At 61.1% G+C, this 14,754-nt stretch carries 13 protein-coding genes; 4 read left to right on the plus strand and 9 right to left on the minus strand.

Annotated features, from left to right (window positions below; genetic code table 11):
- Positions 1–11 precede the first annotated feature (11 nt).
- Positions 12–2,444, plus strand: coding sequence for a TonB-dependent receptor (locus tag QMX84_RS01395; RefSeq protein ID WP_282362927.1), 2,433 nt, complete (start codon positions 12–14; stop codon positions 2,442–2,444).
- Between the two features lie 86 nt (positions 2,445–2,530).
- Here QMX84_RS01395 and QMX84_RS01400 read toward each other — a convergent pair whose 3' ends face one another.
- Positions 2,531–3,076, minus strand: coding sequence for a DUF924 family protein (locus tag QMX84_RS01400; protein WP_282362928.1), 546 nt, complete (start codon positions 3,074–3,076; stop codon positions 2,531–2,533).
- 43 nt (positions 3,077–3,119) lie between these two features.
- Positions 3,120–3,737: a LysE family translocator gene (locus QMX84_RS01405; RefSeq protein WP_262126413.1), complete on the minus strand. Its 618-nt coding sequence runs from the start codon at positions 3,735–3,737 to the stop codon at positions 3,120–3,122.
- Positions 3,738–3,882: 145 nt separating this feature from the next.
- Between QMX84_RS01405 and QMX84_RS01410 the strand changes: the two genes are divergently transcribed.
- On the plus strand, positions 3,883–4,335 hold the full coding sequence (locus QMX84_RS01410) for an Lrp/AsnC family transcriptional regulator (protein WP_048367120.1): 453 nt from the start codon (positions 3,883–3,885) through the stop codon (positions 4,333–4,335).
- Here QMX84_RS01410 and QMX84_RS01415 read toward each other — a convergent pair.
- Positions 4,324–5,244, minus strand: a complete 921-nt coding sequence (locus QMX84_RS01415; RefSeq protein ID WP_282362929.1) for a LysR family transcriptional regulator — start codon at positions 5,242–5,244, stop codon at positions 4,324–4,326. The genes QMX84_RS01410 and QMX84_RS01415 overlap by 12 nt on opposite strands.
- A 116-nt stretch (positions 5,245–5,360) precedes the next feature.
- Between QMX84_RS01415 and QMX84_RS01420 the strand changes: the two genes are divergently transcribed.
- A complete protein-coding gene (locus tag QMX84_RS01420) occupies positions 5,361–6,248 on the plus strand; it encodes an SDR family oxidoreductase (protein ID WP_282362930.1) in 888 nt (295 codons plus the stop codon).
- Positions 6,249–6,320: 72 nt separating this feature from the next.
- Here the strand turns inward: QMX84_RS01420 and uxuA are convergent, their stop codons facing one another.
- The 6 genes from uxuA to QMX84_RS01450 form a co-directional block, all read right to left on the minus strand.
- Positions 6,321–7,496 (minus strand): mannonate dehydratase, encoded by a 1,176-nt coding sequence (gene uxuA, locus QMX84_RS01425; RefSeq protein WP_282362931.1) that lies wholly within the window; start codon positions 7,494–7,496, stop codon positions 6,321–6,323.
- A 14-nt stretch (positions 7,497–7,510) separates the two neighbouring features.
- Positions 7,511–8,971 carry a mannitol dehydrogenase family protein gene (locus tag QMX84_RS01430; RefSeq protein ID WP_282362932.1) on the minus strand — a complete coding sequence of 487 codons (1,461 nt, stop codon included), beginning with the start codon at positions 8,969–8,971 and terminating at the stop codon, positions 7,511–7,513.
- 18 nt (positions 8,972–8,989) lie between these two features.
- Positions 8,990–10,282 carry an MFS transporter gene (locus tag QMX84_RS01435; RefSeq protein WP_153336573.1) on the minus strand — a complete coding sequence of 431 codons (1,293 nt, stop codon included), beginning with the start codon at positions 10,280–10,282 and terminating at the stop codon, positions 8,990–8,992.
- Positions 10,283–10,350: 68 nt separating this feature from the next.
- Positions 10,351–11,382, minus strand: coding sequence for a Zn-dependent oxidoreductase (locus QMX84_RS01440; protein ID WP_123751382.1), 1,032 nt, complete (start codon positions 11,380–11,382; stop codon positions 10,351–10,353).
- A 78-nt stretch (positions 11,383–11,460) separates the two neighbouring features.
- The gene (manD, locus tag QMX84_RS01445) at positions 11,461–12,672 is read right to left on the minus strand and encodes a D-mannonate dehydratase ManD (protein ID WP_282362933.1); all 1,212 of its coding nucleotides are present in this window, start codon (positions 12,670–12,672) and stop codon (positions 11,461–11,463) included.
- Positions 12,673–12,676: 4 nt separating this feature from the next.
- On the minus strand, positions 12,677–13,678 hold the full coding sequence (locus QMX84_RS01450; RefSeq protein ID WP_153337862.1) for a sugar kinase: 1,002 nt from the start codon (positions 13,676–13,678) through the stop codon (positions 12,677–12,679).
- A 201-nt stretch (positions 13,679–13,879) separates the two neighbouring features.
- On the opposite strand from QMX84_RS01450, the gene kdgR reads away from it, so the two are divergent.
- Positions 13,880–14,659, plus strand: a complete 780-nt coding sequence (gene kdgR / locus QMX84_RS01455; protein WP_048367132.1) for a DNA-binding transcriptional regulator KdgR — start codon at positions 13,880–13,882, stop codon at positions 14,657–14,659.
- Positions 14,660–14,754: the final 95 nt, after the last annotated feature.

The raw sequence follows: 14,754 nt of genomic DNA on the forward strand, positions 1-14,754 counted from the left end.
AGGAGAATGCTGTGCTCAACCCGTGGCCCCACACCCGTTACGCCGCTGTAGCCCTCGCCGCCCTGGCCAACCCGGCCTGGGTGCAAGCCCAAGAGGTCAATTTCAATGTACCCGCAGGTCCGCTGGCCACGACGTTGAACGCCATCGCCAGCCAAAGCGGGCACATCGTTTCGCTGGAACCGGGGCTGGTGCAGGGCAAACAGGCACCTGCGGTGATCGGCCAGATGTCGCCAGAGCACGCCATGGAAGCAGCCCTGCGCGGCAGCGGCCTGCAATTGCGCATCACCGCGCAAGGCAGCTTCAGCGTCGAACCGACACCTCACGATGCGCAGGCATTGCAACTGGGCGTCACCAGCATTACCGAGCGCAGCCTGGATGCCACCACTGAAGGTTCAGGCTCCTACAGCGCGCGCGCCGTGACCATCGGCAAGGGCGCGCACAGCCTCAAGGAAACCCCGCAATCCATCACCGTCATGACCCGCAAAATGCTCGATGACCAGAACCTCAACACCATCGAGCAAGTGATGGAGAAAACCCCGGGCATCACCGTGTACGACTCGCCCATGGGCGGCAAGTACTTCTACTCCCGTGGCTTTCGCATGACCGGCCAATACCAGTACGACGGCGTGCCGTTGGACATTGGCAGCAGCTACGTGCAGGCCGACAGCTTCAACAGCGACATGGCGATCTACGACCGGGTTGAAGTGCTGCGCGGCGCCGCCGGGATGATGAAAGGCGCGGGCGGTACCTCGGGCGGCGTGAACTTTGTGCGCAAGCGCGGCGAATACACCCCACACACCCAACTGTCGCTGTCGGCCGGAACGTGGGACAACTACCGCGGGCAGATCGACACGGGCGGCCCGCTGAACGACACCGGCAGCGTGCGCGGCCGGGCAGTGATCACCGAGCAAACGCGCCAGTACTTCTATGACGTCGGGCAGCGCAAAGACCAGATCTACTACGGTGCGCTGGATGTCGACCTGAGCCCCGACACCACGCTGGGTGTCGGCCTGGCCTATGAAGACGTCGACGCCACACCCTGCTGGGGCGGCTTGCCGCGCTATGCCGATGGCAGTGACCTGAAGCTCAAGCGGTCCACGTGCCTGAACCCGGCGTGGAACCATCAGCGCAGCAAGCGCACCACCTGGTTCGGCGATTTAAAACATCAACTCAATGACGATTGGGCCGTGAAGGTTGCCGGGGTCTATTCCAAAAACACCCAGGACATGGAATACGCCTTCCCCAGCGGCTCGGTACCGGTGGGTGCCACCCAATCGAGCACGCTGGTCATTGGCAGCACCTATGACTATGACCAGGTCGACTACGGTTTTGACGCCTACCTCAATGGCACCTTCGATGCCTTTGGCCAGCAGCACGAACTCACGGTCGGGGCCAATGCCAGTCGCTCCAGAAAGGATGACTTCTTCGCCGTGGCCGTGCTCCCGGATCGGCAAGACGTATTCAACCCCAACCACCACCTGCCGCAGCCCGACGACAGCTACTACCTGGCCAATGCCTCCCGTGGCGGCCCGATGGACATGCGCATCAAGCAATACGGCGCCTACTCCATCGCCCGCCTGAAACTGGCCGAACCGCTGACATTAGTATTGGGCAGCCGGGTGAGCTGGTACTCCTCCAACAGCGACTCCGTGTCTTACTGGCGCGGTGAAGGCACCCCGGTGCATACCCAAGCCAAAGAAACCGGGCAAGTCACCCCGTTTGCCGCCGTGTTGTTCGACCTCAATGACAACCTGACCGCCTACGCCAGCTACACCGACATTTTCACCCCGCAAGGCAACTACAGAACCCTGAGCGGCGCAACGCTCAAGCCACTGATCGGCCAGAGTTACGAAGTGGGCATCAAGGGCGAATGGTTTGACGGGCGTCTGAACAGTGCATTCAACCTGTTCCGTACGATTCAAAAAGACGCCGCCCAAGATGATCCCCTGTGCCCCGACAGCAGTTGCTCGCAGAACTCCGGCAAAGTGCGTGCCCAGGGTTTTGAAGCCGAAGTGAGCGGCGAAGTCATTGATCGCCTGCAACTGCTGGCCGGCTACACCTACACCCAGACCAAAGTGCTGGAGGACGCCGACGCCGCGCAAAATGGCGTGCCCTATAACTCTTACGTGCCGCGCCACTTGCTGCGGGTGTGGGCCGACTACGGCCTGAGCGGCGCGCTGGACCGCGTCAGCGTAGGCGCCGGGGTCAATGCCCAGAGCAGCAACTACCGCGTCTCGCCCATCAGCGGCAATGACATGACCCAGTCAGGCTACGCCGTGTGGAACGGCCGCGTGAGCTACCGCATCGACGACACCTGGTCGGTGGCACTGAACGGCAACAACCTGTTCGACAAGCGCTACTACGTGACTGTCGGCACCGAAGGCTTCGGCAATTTCTATGGCGAACCGCGCAATTTCGTCATGTCACTCAAAGCTGATTTCTGATCTCTAATCTCTGATCTCTGTAGGAGCGAGCTTGCCTCGCGATCTTTTGATCTTTCAAAAAGATCGCGAGACACGTGCACATCGCGTCAGCCAGCAAAACCGCCCGCGGCGAGGAACGTGCGTTCCTGCTCAGTCGAGACACGCCCCAAGACGTCGTTACGATGGGGAAACCGCCCGAACCGCTCAATGATATCGGCGTGTTCCCTGGCCCAACGGGTGTCTTGCGGGTTGAGTTTTTCATGCAGTTCCAACGACAGGCGCTGGTCATCGGCGTCTTCGGAATGCTCAAACGGCAAGTAACAAAACCCGCGCAAGGCCACTTCGATCTGTTGGTCCAGCCCCGCCTCAATCACCTGCCTGGCGTAAAACCGCGCCAGCGGGTCGGTGGCGAACATATGCGCGGTGCCACGGAAGGCATTGCGCGGGTATTGGTCCAGCAACAACAGCAACGCCAACGCGCCTTCTGGCTGGGCCGCCCAAGGCTCCAGCTCGCGCCTGGCGGCCTGAAAATGCGCGGTGTAGAAGGTCTCACGAAAGCGCTTGTCGAAGGCATCGTCCTTGGCAAACCAATGCGTGGGGCCGGCCTGCTTCCAAAATTCAACCACCGCGTGCGGTGTGGTGTCAGTCGTCACGTTGCGTCCCTCCCTAAAGGTTGTTGCAGGAGCTTAGACGCTTTTAATGCAGCACTTGCTCAGCCAGCAACACCACGGCAATTACGATCATGATCGCGCCCGACACGCGGCTGACGTTTTGCGCCGCGCTGGGGCGGGTCTGCAACACGGCTTTGGCACCGAAGCCGACCATCAGGTACACCACGCCACAGCTGAATGCGTGCAGTGCGCCCAAGGCGACAATTTGCGCCGGGATCGGCCACACGGACAGCGGGTCGGTGAATTGCGGCAACAACGCTAAAAACAGCAGAAACACCTTGGGGTTCAAGCCGCTGACACACAGCCCCTTCCAGGCCCAGCGCAACCCGGAATCGGCCACTTGCACGCTGCCTGACTCGGGCGTCGAGGGGTGGCGAATCATGCTGACGCCCAACCAGAGCAGATACCCGGAACCGGCAATGGTCATGGCCCGCAAGATCATCGGATGGCTCGCCACCAACCCGCCAACCCCGGCCGCGACCACCACCGTCGCCAGTAAATGCCCCGAGAGCAAACCGGCCACCGCCGGGGTCACCAGACGCCCGCGCATACCCGCAGAAATCGCGTAGGCCCAGTCTGCACCGGGGGTAATGATGAACAGAAAAGACACCGCCCAGAAAGCGGCCAATACGCTGAGAGTCACAGGGTTCTACCTTCTACAGTGAGCCGGAGGGGTGTGCACCACGCCGTTTTGAGCGTGGGCAGCCCGTAGAAGAATAGGGAAATGCTGATAGGATTATCTTTCGTTTATACCCCTAGAGCGCTATCAACCTAGAAGGTTCTTCCACGTGGATCGAATTGACCGCAAGATTCTCGCTGAGCTGCACGCCGATGGCCGCTTGTCCCTCACTGAACTGGCAGAACGTGTGGGGCTGAGCCTTTCGCCGTGCCATCGACGGGTGCGGGCGTTGGAGGAGTCGGGGGTGATCCTGGGCTATCGCGCCCTGCTGGCGCCCAAGGAACTGGGCTTGAGCTTTTCTGCGATCGTGTTCGTGACCCTGCGCGAAGTCACCCGCCAGGCCATTGCCGACTTTGAGGCGGCGCTGCCACAGATCCCGCAGATCATCGAAGCGCAGCGCCTGTTTGGCGACCCGGACTACTTGCTGCAAGTCATCACCAAAGACTTGCCGGCTTTTCAGCGCCTTTACGACGAACACCTCACCTCGCTGCCCAACGTGCAGCGGCTGGTGTCGACGCTGGTGATGAAGAACGTCATCAATGACCGGGTACTACCGCTGTAAGCCGGGCATCAAGCCCTGCGCCAGCGCATCCAGCAGCACCTTGACCTTGGGGAGCGCGTCACGGTTTTTGGGCCACACCAGGTGTATCGCCAGCCCCTCGCTCGCCAGATGCGGAAGCACTTCGACCAGGCTGCCTTCGGCCAGTTGTTGCTTGATCAGCCAGGTGGGCAACTGCGCGATCCCGCAACCGGCCATGACCGTGATGACCTGCGCCTCGCCATCACCGACGATGTACTGCGCTGACATCACCCGACGCTCCATGGCGGCGCCCTGCTTGCCCACAAAACGCCAAGGGCTGACGGTGCCGTCTGCGCGACCATACGCCACGCACACGTGGTGCTCCAGATCGCGCTCGGTCATAGGCTCGCCGTGTTGCTTGAGGTAAGCCGGCGAAGCGCAGAACACATGCCGCTCGCTGCCCAGATAACGGTGCCCCCACGCCGCCGGCCAGACGTCCGGGCCGCCCACGCGCACCACCACGTCCACGTCTTCTTCCACCGGGTCGATAAACCGGTCAGAAAACGACAGGTGAGGCTGCAACTGCGGGTACTGCTGCACACACGCCAACACCACCGGCAACGCCTGCAAACGCCCAAAGGCGGCAGGCAGGTCGATGCGAATACGCCCGCGCGGCTGCGCTGAGTCGGCGTGCAGCGTCAACTCGGCTTCTTCCAGATCCGCCAGCACGGCCGTGCACGTGCGATAAAACGCCGTGCCCGCATCGGTCAGGGCCAGGCGCCGGGTGGTGCGATTGAACAGGCGCACCTGCAAGCGGCTTTCCAGCCGTGCGATGCCTTTGCTGACAGCAGACGCGGTGAGGTTCATGCGCTCGGCCGCCGCCTTGAAACTGCCCGAGTCGCTGACGCAGACAAACACATCGATACCCTTCAAGCGCTCGGAAGAAAACATGACGGCCTCTTACTGATGAACTCAGTTCACTTAATTCGGTAAAAGGTATCGTAAATACGCCCCCATTTCCCCAGTAAGCTCAGCGCCACGACTTTACTCACCCCACAGGCGCTTTTATGACCTCGCAAAAACCCACCGTTTTAATCACCGGCGCCACGGGCCAGATCGGCGGTGACACGCTGCGCCTGTTGCAGGACGACGACAGCATCACTTTGGTCGCGGCGGTGCGCTCAACCGCCAAAGCCCAACCGTTCGAGGCGCGCGGCATCCGCAGCGTGATCATGGACTTTGATAAAGAACAAACCCTGGCGCCCGCCTTACAGGGCATCGACCGGGTCTTGCTGGTGACCGGCTACACCGTCGACATGCTGCGCCAAAGCAAAGTGTTTGTGGACCAGGCGAAAAAAGCCGGGGTGCAGCACATCGTGCATTTGGGCGCCTGCGGCCGTGACGACGCCAGCATCGGGCATTGGGCCTGGCACCAGTTGGTGGAGCGGTACATTGAGTGGTCGGGCTGTTCGTTCACCCACTTGCGCCCTGAGTGCTTTATGCAAAACCTGCTGAGTTATGACGGCACTCAAGCGGTGAAATCCGGGGTGATTGAGCAGTACACCGGCGACACGCCGTTCAGTTGGGTCGATGGCGAAGACGTTGCCCGCGTGGCCGCGCAAGCGCTGTTGCACCCGGACACACACGCCGGTCAGACCTATCGTTTGGGTTACGACGTGCAATCGTACGGTGACGTGGCCAGCATCATGACGCGGGTATTGGGCCAGCCGTTTCGCTACGACGCCCAGCCACCCGAAGTGTTCCTGGAAAACATGCGCGCAGCCGGTGCCGAAATGGCGTACATGAGTTGCGTGTATGACAACTTTAAACGCATGGCCGCCAACAGCATCCCGGGTACCCAGGACACGTTTGACAACTTCACGGCCATTACCGGCCGCCAGCCGGTGCGCTGGGAAGAATTTGTGCAAAAGCACCGCAGTGCTTTTGCGTATTGATCACGTCAAAAGATCGCGAGGCAAGCTCGCTCCTACAGATTTGTAGGAGCTGCCGAAGGCTGCGATCAAGGGTCAGCTCAGCTGTTGACGCATCGCCAGTTCAACACCGCGTATTTCCGCCAGCCCTTTGAGGCGACCGATCAAGGAGTAACCGGGGTTGCTCTTGCGGTGCTGGTCGTCAAGTAGCTGATGGCCGTGGTCCGGGCGCAGGGGCAGGCGCGGGCCGCCGTCGCGTTCGCGGCGCAGTTCTTCTTCAACCAACGCGCCGATCACGCCAACCATGTCGACGTCGCCGCCCAGGTGGTGGGCTTCGTGGAAGCTGCGCGGGTCGGCCTCGCGGCGGGTTGAGCGCAGGTGGGTGAAGTAAATGAACGGCGCAAATTGCTTGGCCATGGCCACCAGGTCGTTGTCTTCGCGCACACCATAAGAGCCGGTGCAGAAGGTCAACCCATTGGCCGGGCTTGGCGCTGCGTCGAGCAACCATTGCGCGTCCTGGGCCGTCGAGAGAATGCGCGGCAAGCCGAGCAGCGCCCGCGGTGGATCGTCCGGGTGGATGGCCATGCGCACGCCCACTTCTTCAGCCACCGGGATCACTTCACGCAAAAAGTGCCCCAAGTGCTCGCGCAGTTTGGCTTCATCGATGTCGTCATAGGTGCGCAGCAACGCTCGAAAACTGTCCAGCGTGTAGTGTTCTTCTGCCCCCGGCAGCCCGGCGATCAAGGTGTTGACCAAGGCTTCGCTGCGCGCCGGTGTCAGAGCCTCGAAGTAGTCTTTGGCCTGCTGAATATCGTCGGCGCTGTACTCGGCCTGCGCGCCCGGACGTTGAAGAATGAACAGGTCGAAGGCGGCAAAGGCGGTTTGATCAAAACGCAGCGCCCAACCACCGTCTTCCAGTTCCCAGGCCAGGTCGGTGCGGGTCCAGTCCAATACCGGCATAAAGTTGTAGCAGACGATATCGATGCCGCAGGCCGCCAGGTTACGCACGCTTTGCTGGTAGTTGGCGATGTATTCGTCACGGCGCCCGCAACCGCGCTTGATGTCTTCGTGCACCGGAATACTCTCGACCACCGACCAGGTCAAACCGGCGGCTTCGATCATTTTTTTACGCGCTGCAATGGCCTCCACCGGCCACACTTGGCCGTTAGGAATTTCATGCAGGGCGGTGACAATGCCGGTCGCACCGGTCTGTCGCACATCGGCCAGTGAGATAGGGTCTTGGGGGCCGAACCAACGCCACGTCTGTTCCATGTGTGTCTCCCTTGTTATTCGTTGTGTGCTGCAAAGGTTTTTAAATGGTTAGGCATACCGCTGTGTTGCAGGGCGCTGTAAGCCCGCTGCACGGCCTCGCGAAAAGCGCCTCGCGAAGACAGCTCGACCGGGAAGACTTGCTCCAGATCGAGAAAAGCATCGACCCGCGCCGCGCCGTCATAACGCCCGGCTAGATCGGCAAACGTGGCGCTCAACGGGTCGTCGACAATGTGCATCACGCCGCCCGCCACAGGCTGCGTGCAGTAGTGAATCCAGGCCGCCACGCCGAGGGCGATGCAGTCGATGGGCTGCCCCGCATCGAGCAACTGCCGGGCGCCTTGCAACCAGCGCTGCGGCAATTTTTGCGAACCGTCCATGGCGATCTGCCGCAGGCGATGTTGCAGGCTGTCGTTGGCAAACCGTGCGCACAGATCGCGGGCATAACCCGTCACATCAATGCCGTCGGGCATGTCCAGAGTCGGCGCTGCTTCTTCATTCATGTAGTGGCGGATAAAGCGCAGCAGATCCGGGTCACTGATGGCCTCGAACACCGACTCATGCCCCGCCAGCAGCCCGATGTAAGCCATCAACGAATGGCTGCCGTTGAGCATGCGCAGCTTCATGGTTTCGAAAGGCCGGACATCGGCCACCATCTGCACGCCCTCCACTTCCCAGTCCGGGCGCCCTTGGGGGAAGTGGTCCTCGATCACCCACTGACTGAAGCGCTCACACACCACGGCCGCCGGGTCATGGCAATCGAGCTCTTGGGCCAGCCGGTTGAAGGCCTTGGCGTCCATGGCGGGCACGATGCGATCGACCATGCAGCCCGGAAACGCCACCTGCTGTTCAATCCACTGCGCCAGCTCACGGTTGTGTGCAGCCGCCAGACCGCTCACGGCCTGGCGGGTGCGCTGGCCGTTGTCGGGCATGTTGTCGCAACACAACACGGTGAATGCCGGGACGCCCGCTTGGAACCGTCGGCGCAGGGCTTCGAGCACAATCCCCGGCGCAGTGCGCGGCGTTTGCGGGTGTTCAAGGTCGTGAATGATCGCCGGATCTTGCACCTGCAACTGCCCGCTGGCCGGGCTCAGGTAATAGCCTTTCTCGGTCACTGTGAGCGTGACGATCCGGGTGTTCGGGTCGGCCATGCGCTGTAACAGTTGCTCCAGCTCTTGCCCGCCATCCCCGACAAACAGCGCCTCACGCACCACCGTGATGTCGCGCAAGGTCACCTGTTCGCGGTCCTGGTACTCCGCCACCGCATAGCGGTTGTGCTGCTCGCGCAATTGCTCGACCAGCGCCCGGTTGGAGCGCAGGTTGGCACTGCACACGCCCCAGGCGCTGTGACCGTGGCGATTGAGATGACGCTGCACATACACCGCCTGATGAGCGCGGTGAAACGCTCCCAGACCCAAATGCACAATCCCGACTTCGGCCTCGGCCGCGACCGAGGGCACACGCTGAACAACAGGCATCGCGACTTTCCTCAAAGCTCAGGGCTGCGACAGCGCCGGGCGCGGCACAACCGTGTCTGTTGGCGGCACAGCAACGTCGGTGACGGGCAGCGGTCGGACATAACGCGCCACACACACGGCACCGATGATGGTCAGCAGCCCCGCCAGCAAGAAGGCACTGGTGAACGAGCCGGTGAACTGCACCAGAAAGCCGGTCAGGGTCGGGCCGATGATGCCCGAGGTGTTGGCCAGAAAATGCATGAAGCCACTGACTCCGCCCACCCGTGCGGCGGGCACGGTGTCCTGGATGATCGCCCAGTAAATGGCGCCGGTGAGGTACAGAAAGAACACCGCCAAGGCCACCAGCGCGACCGCCGGGTACAGGGTTTTGACGATACCGGCGAAACCGATGCACACCGCACAGGCCAGCAAGCACGTGACCAGCACCACTTTGCGCGAGAACATCATGCGCCCGGTTTTTTTGAACACGAAGTCGGAGATAAACCCGCCCAGCGCCAGCCCGAGGAAGCCCAGCACCCAGGGAATGACCGTGGCGATGCTCATCTCTTTAACGTTGAGGCCGTGGGCCATCGTCAGGTAGCTGGGGAACCAGGTCAGGAAGAAAAACAGCGTGTAGTTGTACGAGAAGAACGCCAGCGAGGTGAACAGCACCGTCGGTTGCTTGAGGTAGTAACGCAGCGGATGCACCGGCAGCGCCGCCATGTCGCTCTGGCCTTCACCTTCGGCAATCTCTTGCGCAACCTTGCCGGTAGGTTTGTCCTTGACGAACTTGTACCAGACCGCCGCCCACACCAGGCCGATCAACATAATGATGATGAACGAGACCTTCCAGCCGTAGCTGATGGCAATAAAGCCCACCACCGGCCCGGAAATCGCGCCCCCCAACGGGGTGCCCGACATGGAGGAGCCCAACGCCCGCGCCCGTTGTTTAGGCGTGTACCAGTTGTTGACCATTTTGCTGGTGGTCACGCTCAGCGGGCCTTCGCCCATGCCGAACAGAATGCGGATAAACACCAGCGACATGAAGCCGACCGTGAGCACGGTCAAGCCACTGAACAGCGACCACAGCACCATCGCCAGCAGCAGCGTGGTTTTGGCGCCATAGCGGTCGGCCGCCCAGCCGCCGATAAAGTTGAAGGCGGCATAGCCGACAAAAAAACTACTGAAGATCATGCCCATTTCACCCGTGGTCAGACCGTAGTCTTTTTGGATGAACGGGGCTGCCACGGACAATGCCGAGCGATCCAGGTAGTTAATGACGCCTGCCAGGAACAGCATGATGATGATTAACGTACGACCTTGACCAAACATTGGAACCTCCCGCTTTTTATGTTTATTCGGTGAGGGTGCCCAGCAGCGGGCACATGGAGCTGAGGTGTTCAGGAATGAGCGGTGTTGAGTTGCACCAGCACTTTGCGGGTTTGTTCGGGGTGGTTTTCGATCAGGGCGATCGCCTCGGGCATGTCATCAAAGCCGATGCGGTGGCTGATCATTTCCTGAACCTGCAATTTGCCGCTGGCGATCAGTTCGATCACCCGTGGGAACTTGCGGTTGTTGAGGCGCGAACCCACCAGGGTGAGTTCCTTTTTGATCATCTCCAACTGCACCAGGTCGGTGGGCGTGGCGTTGAACCCCAGCAGGCCAATCCGCCCCGCCGGCGAGGCCAGGCGCACCATTTGTGGCATCAATGCCGGGATGCAGGCGGCATCGACAATCAGCGGCACGCCCTGGCCCTCGGTCAGTTCACGCATGGTCGCTTCAACGTCGACGTCCTTGCCGTTGAGGGTTCGGGTAGCGCCCAGCGCGCGCGCGGTTTCAAGGCGCTCGTCAATCACGTCGGTCACCGTAATGTCGGTCAACCCCAATGCGCGGGCCATTTGCACCAGGGTCAGGCCGATCACGCCGGCGCCGTAAATCAGCAGGCTGTCGCCGGGGTGCGGCTGCATGCGATCCAGTACGTTGAGGGCGATGGAGTAAGGTTCGACCAGGGCGGCGTGGCTGAGGGACATCGAGTCTGGCAGGCGATGGACATTGCTCGCCGGCACGCTGACTTGCTCGCTGAAACCGCCGTCGCGGTGCACGCCGATCACTTGCAACTGGGTGCACACGTTGGGCCGGTTGATGCGGCACGGGTAGCAGGTGCCGCAACTGATCACCGGGTCGATGCACACGCGGTCACCGACCTTGATGTGCTCTACGCCTTCGCCCACTTCGTGCACCACGCCCGAAAACTCATGGCCGGTGACGCGGGGGAACCGCACAAAGGCATTCTGCCCGTGAATGATGTGCAGATCCGAACCGCAGATACCGGCGTAGGCCACATCGACCTTCACTTCATTACGGGCGACCTGCGGGACTTCAACCTGAGCCAGGCCGAACTCAAAAGGTGCTCTCACTTGAAACGCTTTCATCGGATAACTCCTGCCAAGGCATGACGCCCAATTTTTTATAGTTATTAAACAGTCGCGCAAAAAGCTTTAAACGGTGTGTTACCAGTGCCAGAGCGTGCCGTCTTCGAGGCGGTTGACCGGCAGGCTGGCGCGTTTGTAGGGGTATTGAGCGGCCAGTGTTTCGTCGATATCCACGCCATGGCCCGGGGTTTCTCCGGGGGTGAAATGGCCGTCTTCAAAGCGGTAAGCGTGGGGGAACACGGCCTCGGTCAGCGGGTCGTGGGGCATGTGTTCCTGAATGCCAAAGTTGGGCACCCACGTGTCGAAGTGCAGCGCCGCGCCCATGGTCACTGGCGAAAGGTCAGTGGCGCCGTGGAACCCGGTGCGCACCTGGTACAGCGCGGCAAAATCAGCGATCCGTCGCACGTGGCTGATGCCACCGGCATGCACCAGCGTGGCGCGGATGTAGTCGATCAACTGCTCTTGAATCACTTCGCGGCAGTCGTGAATCGAGTTGAACACCTCGCCCACCGCCAACGGTGTGGTGGTGTGCTGACGGATCAGGCGAAAAGCCTCCTGGTTCTCGGCCGGGGTGCAGTCCTCAAGCCAGAACAGGTTGAACGGCTCGACGGCCTTGCCCAGACGCCCGGCTTCAATGGGCGTCAGCCGATGATGGACGTCATGCAGAATGTGCAGATCATCGCCAAAACACTCGCGCACGGCGGCGAACAGCTTGGGCACATGGTTGAGGTACTTGGCGGTGTCCCACACATGCTCGGCGGGCAGGTCGCTGTCGGCCGGTTCATAGCGTTCACCACTGCGCTTGGCCACACCATACGTGGTGGCAATGCCCGGAATCCCGCACTGCACGCGCACGGCTTTGTAACCCAGCTCAACATGGCGGGCGACTTCCTCCAGGCAACCGTCGATGTCCTTGCCCGTGGCATGCCCGTACACCATGACTCGCTCGCGGCTCTTGCCACCCAGCAACTGGTACAACGGCATGTTGGCGGCCTTGGCCTTGATGTCCCACAACGCCACGTCAACGGCGGCAATCGCGGTCATGGTCACCGGGCCACGGCGCCAGTAGGCACCGCGATACAGGTACTGCCAGATGTCTTCGATACGCTGCGCATCGCGGCCGATCAAGGAAGGCAAAACGTGCTCTTCAAGGTATGCCACCACGGCCATTTCGCGGCCGTTCAAGGTCGCGTCGCCGATGCCATACAGGCCGGAGTCGGTGACAATTTTCAGGGTGATCAGGTTGCGCCCAGGGCAACTAACGATCACCCGCGCTTCAACAATTTTCATACGCTCAAGCCTCAGCCACAGAAGACAATGCGGGCATGCTCAGTGTCGGCATGGCCGCGCGCGGGATCAGCGCCCCGGGGTGTTGCACCACTTGCGCGGCCAGCCGATGGCCCCAGCGCGCCGCCAGTGCGGGCTCGCCACCTTGCAAACGGCAAGCAAGGTACGCCGCGCTAAACGAGTCGCCCGCCGCTGTGGTGTCGACGATGTGCTGCACGTGTTCGGCGGGCACTTCAACGTGCCCCGCCGCGCACTGAATCAAACACGAGGCCGCGCCACGTTTAAGCGCGACTTCGCCTACGCCGAAGGCTTTATAAGCGCGAAACAGTTCTGTGTGATCGGCATAACCGAACAGCGCGGCGTCGTCTTCCCAGGTGATCAGGGCCAAGTCGGTCAGGCGCAGCATGTCGCTGTACGCCTGGCGTGCGGCGTGCACGTCGGGCCATAAATGGGGGCGGTAATTGTTGTCGAAGACGATGCGCGTACCGGCCGCTCGGGCCAGGCTCAGGGCTTGCATCAAGCGTTCGCGGCCACCGGCCGTGAGGATTGCCAGGCTGATGCCGCTGACATACACATAGTCATAATCGGCCAACGCACTGAGCAAGGCATCGGCTTGCGGCCCGTCGAACACCCGGCGGGCGGCGGCTTCGCCACGCCAGTAGGCAAAACGGCGTTCGCCCTGGTCGTCGGTCTGGATAAAGTACAGCCCCGGCAGTGCATCGGGGATCACCCGAACATGCTGGTCACCCACGCCTTCGTCGCGCCACATCTGGCGCATGGCAACGCTGAAAGCGTCGGCACCGACAGCGGTTATGTAGTCGACACCCATCGCGCTGCCTTGGCTGACACGGGCCAGATAGACCGCTGCATTCAGCGTGTCGCCGCCAAAGGTCTGGCTGAACGTCGCGCCCGGCTCACCGCGCATCTCAATCATGCACTCGCCAATCAACGCCACCTTGAGGGGGCGGGATCGTTCGGCCTGTGGGCAATGCCCGAGCATTACTGTCATCACTGCGCGCCTTGTGTTTTGCGTCAACGCAGACCCGTAAGGGAGGGTCTTGTGCAGCGCTATTATTGTTTTCGAAACGGCGTTTCATTTTTTAGCTTGTGGCCGATTCTAATCCTAATTCCTACACCGTCAAGCAAAATGGAACAGCGTTTCGATTCGCCAGGGTATATCCTTGTTTTTTTTAATTGTGTTGGAGCCTCCATGGACAACAGCACCACCCAGAACAATGAACTGGTGTCGGCCGTAGGCCGGACCATGGCTGTGCTTGAAACCCTGGCCGAGCACCCTGAAGAAAGCGGCGTGTCAGAAATCGCGCAAAAGCTGGACATGTCAAAAAGCACGGTTTACCGCTTTTTGCAGTCGCTCAAAGCCCGCGGCTATGTGGTCCAGGATGCCGAAGACCGCTACCGCCTCAGCGTTCGCCTGTTCGAACTGGGCGCCCAGGCCCTGCCCCACCTGGACATCGTGCGCGAAGCCGAACCGGGCATGCGGCGCATCAATGAGCTGACCGGCGAGACCGTGCACCTGGGCATCCTTGATGAAGGCAGCATCGTTTACGTGCACAAGATCGACTCCAAATACAACCTGCGCATGTACTCGCGCATCGGCCGCCGTGCCCCGCTGTACTGCACCGGGATCGGCAAAGTGTTGATGGCCTGGCTGGAAGAAGACGAGTTGCTCGCGCACCTGCGCGAAGAAAGTTTTGAGCGTCGTACCGCCAACACCCTCACCAGCATTGATGAGTACCTGCACGAACTGGCGCTAGTGCGCGAGCAAGGCTATGGCGAAGACCATGAGGAATTCGAAGACAACATGCGCTGCCTGGCGGCGCCGATCAGGGACCGCTTTGGTCATGTGATCGGTGGCATGAGCGTGTCCTTTCCGTGCTTTCGCTTTCGCGAAGAACTGAAACAGGACTACGTCAAACAACTGATGGAAGCCTCGCAACAAATCTCCAGCCAACTGGGCTGGCGCCCTTAGAGGTGTTGTGGGTGTCGCAGGCGGCACCCACATTAAGTAATCCTGAAATTTAGGAAGCGTCCTACAGACCTTGATGCTAGTTACTGCTAGTTTTG

The sequence above is a fragment of the Pseudomonas sp. PS01297 genome (assembly GCF_029959305.1).
GTDB lineage: Bacteria > Pseudomonadota > Gammaproteobacteria > Pseudomonadales > Pseudomonadaceae > Aquipseudomonas > Aquipseudomonas helleri.

What these genes read in the sequence shown, in the direction of transcription:
- QMX84_RS01415 (WP_282362929.1), bottom strand. Translation starts at nt 5,244, where the DNA reads ATGTTTTCTTCCGAGCGCTTGAAGGGTATCGATGTGTTTGTCTGCGTC.
- QMX84_RS01420 (WP_282362930.1), top strand. Translation starts at nt 5,361, where the DNA reads ATGACCTCGCAAAAACCCACCGTTTTAATCACCGGCGCCACGGGCCAG.
- uxuA (WP_282362931.1), bottom strand. Translation starts at nt 7,496, where the DNA reads ATGGAACAGACGTGGCGTTGGTTCGGCCCCCAAGACCCTATCTCACTG.
- QMX84_RS01430 (WP_282362932.1), bottom strand. Translation starts at nt 8,971, where the DNA reads ATGCCTGTTGTTCAGCGTGTGCCCTCGGTCGCGGCCGAGGCCGAAGTC.
- QMX84_RS01435 (WP_153336573.1), bottom strand. Translation starts at nt 10,282, where the DNA reads ATGTTTGGTCAAGGTCGTACGTTAATCATCATCATGCTGTTCCTGGCA.
- QMX84_RS01440 (WP_123751382.1), bottom strand. Translation starts at nt 11,382, where the DNA reads ATGAAAGCGTTTCAAGTGAGAGCACCTTTTGAGTTCGGCCTGGCTCAG.
- manD (WP_282362933.1), bottom strand. Translation starts at nt 12,672, where the DNA reads ATGAAAATTGTTGAAGCGCGGGTGATCGTTAGTTGCCCTGGGCGCAAC.
- QMX84_RS01450 (WP_153337862.1), bottom strand. Translation starts at nt 13,678, where the DNA reads ATGACAGTAATGCTCGGGCATTGCCCACAGGCCGAACGATCCCGCCCC.
- kdgR (WP_048367132.1), top strand. Translation starts at nt 13,880, where the DNA reads ATGGACAACAGCACCACCCAGAACAATGAACTGGTGTCGGCCGTAGGC.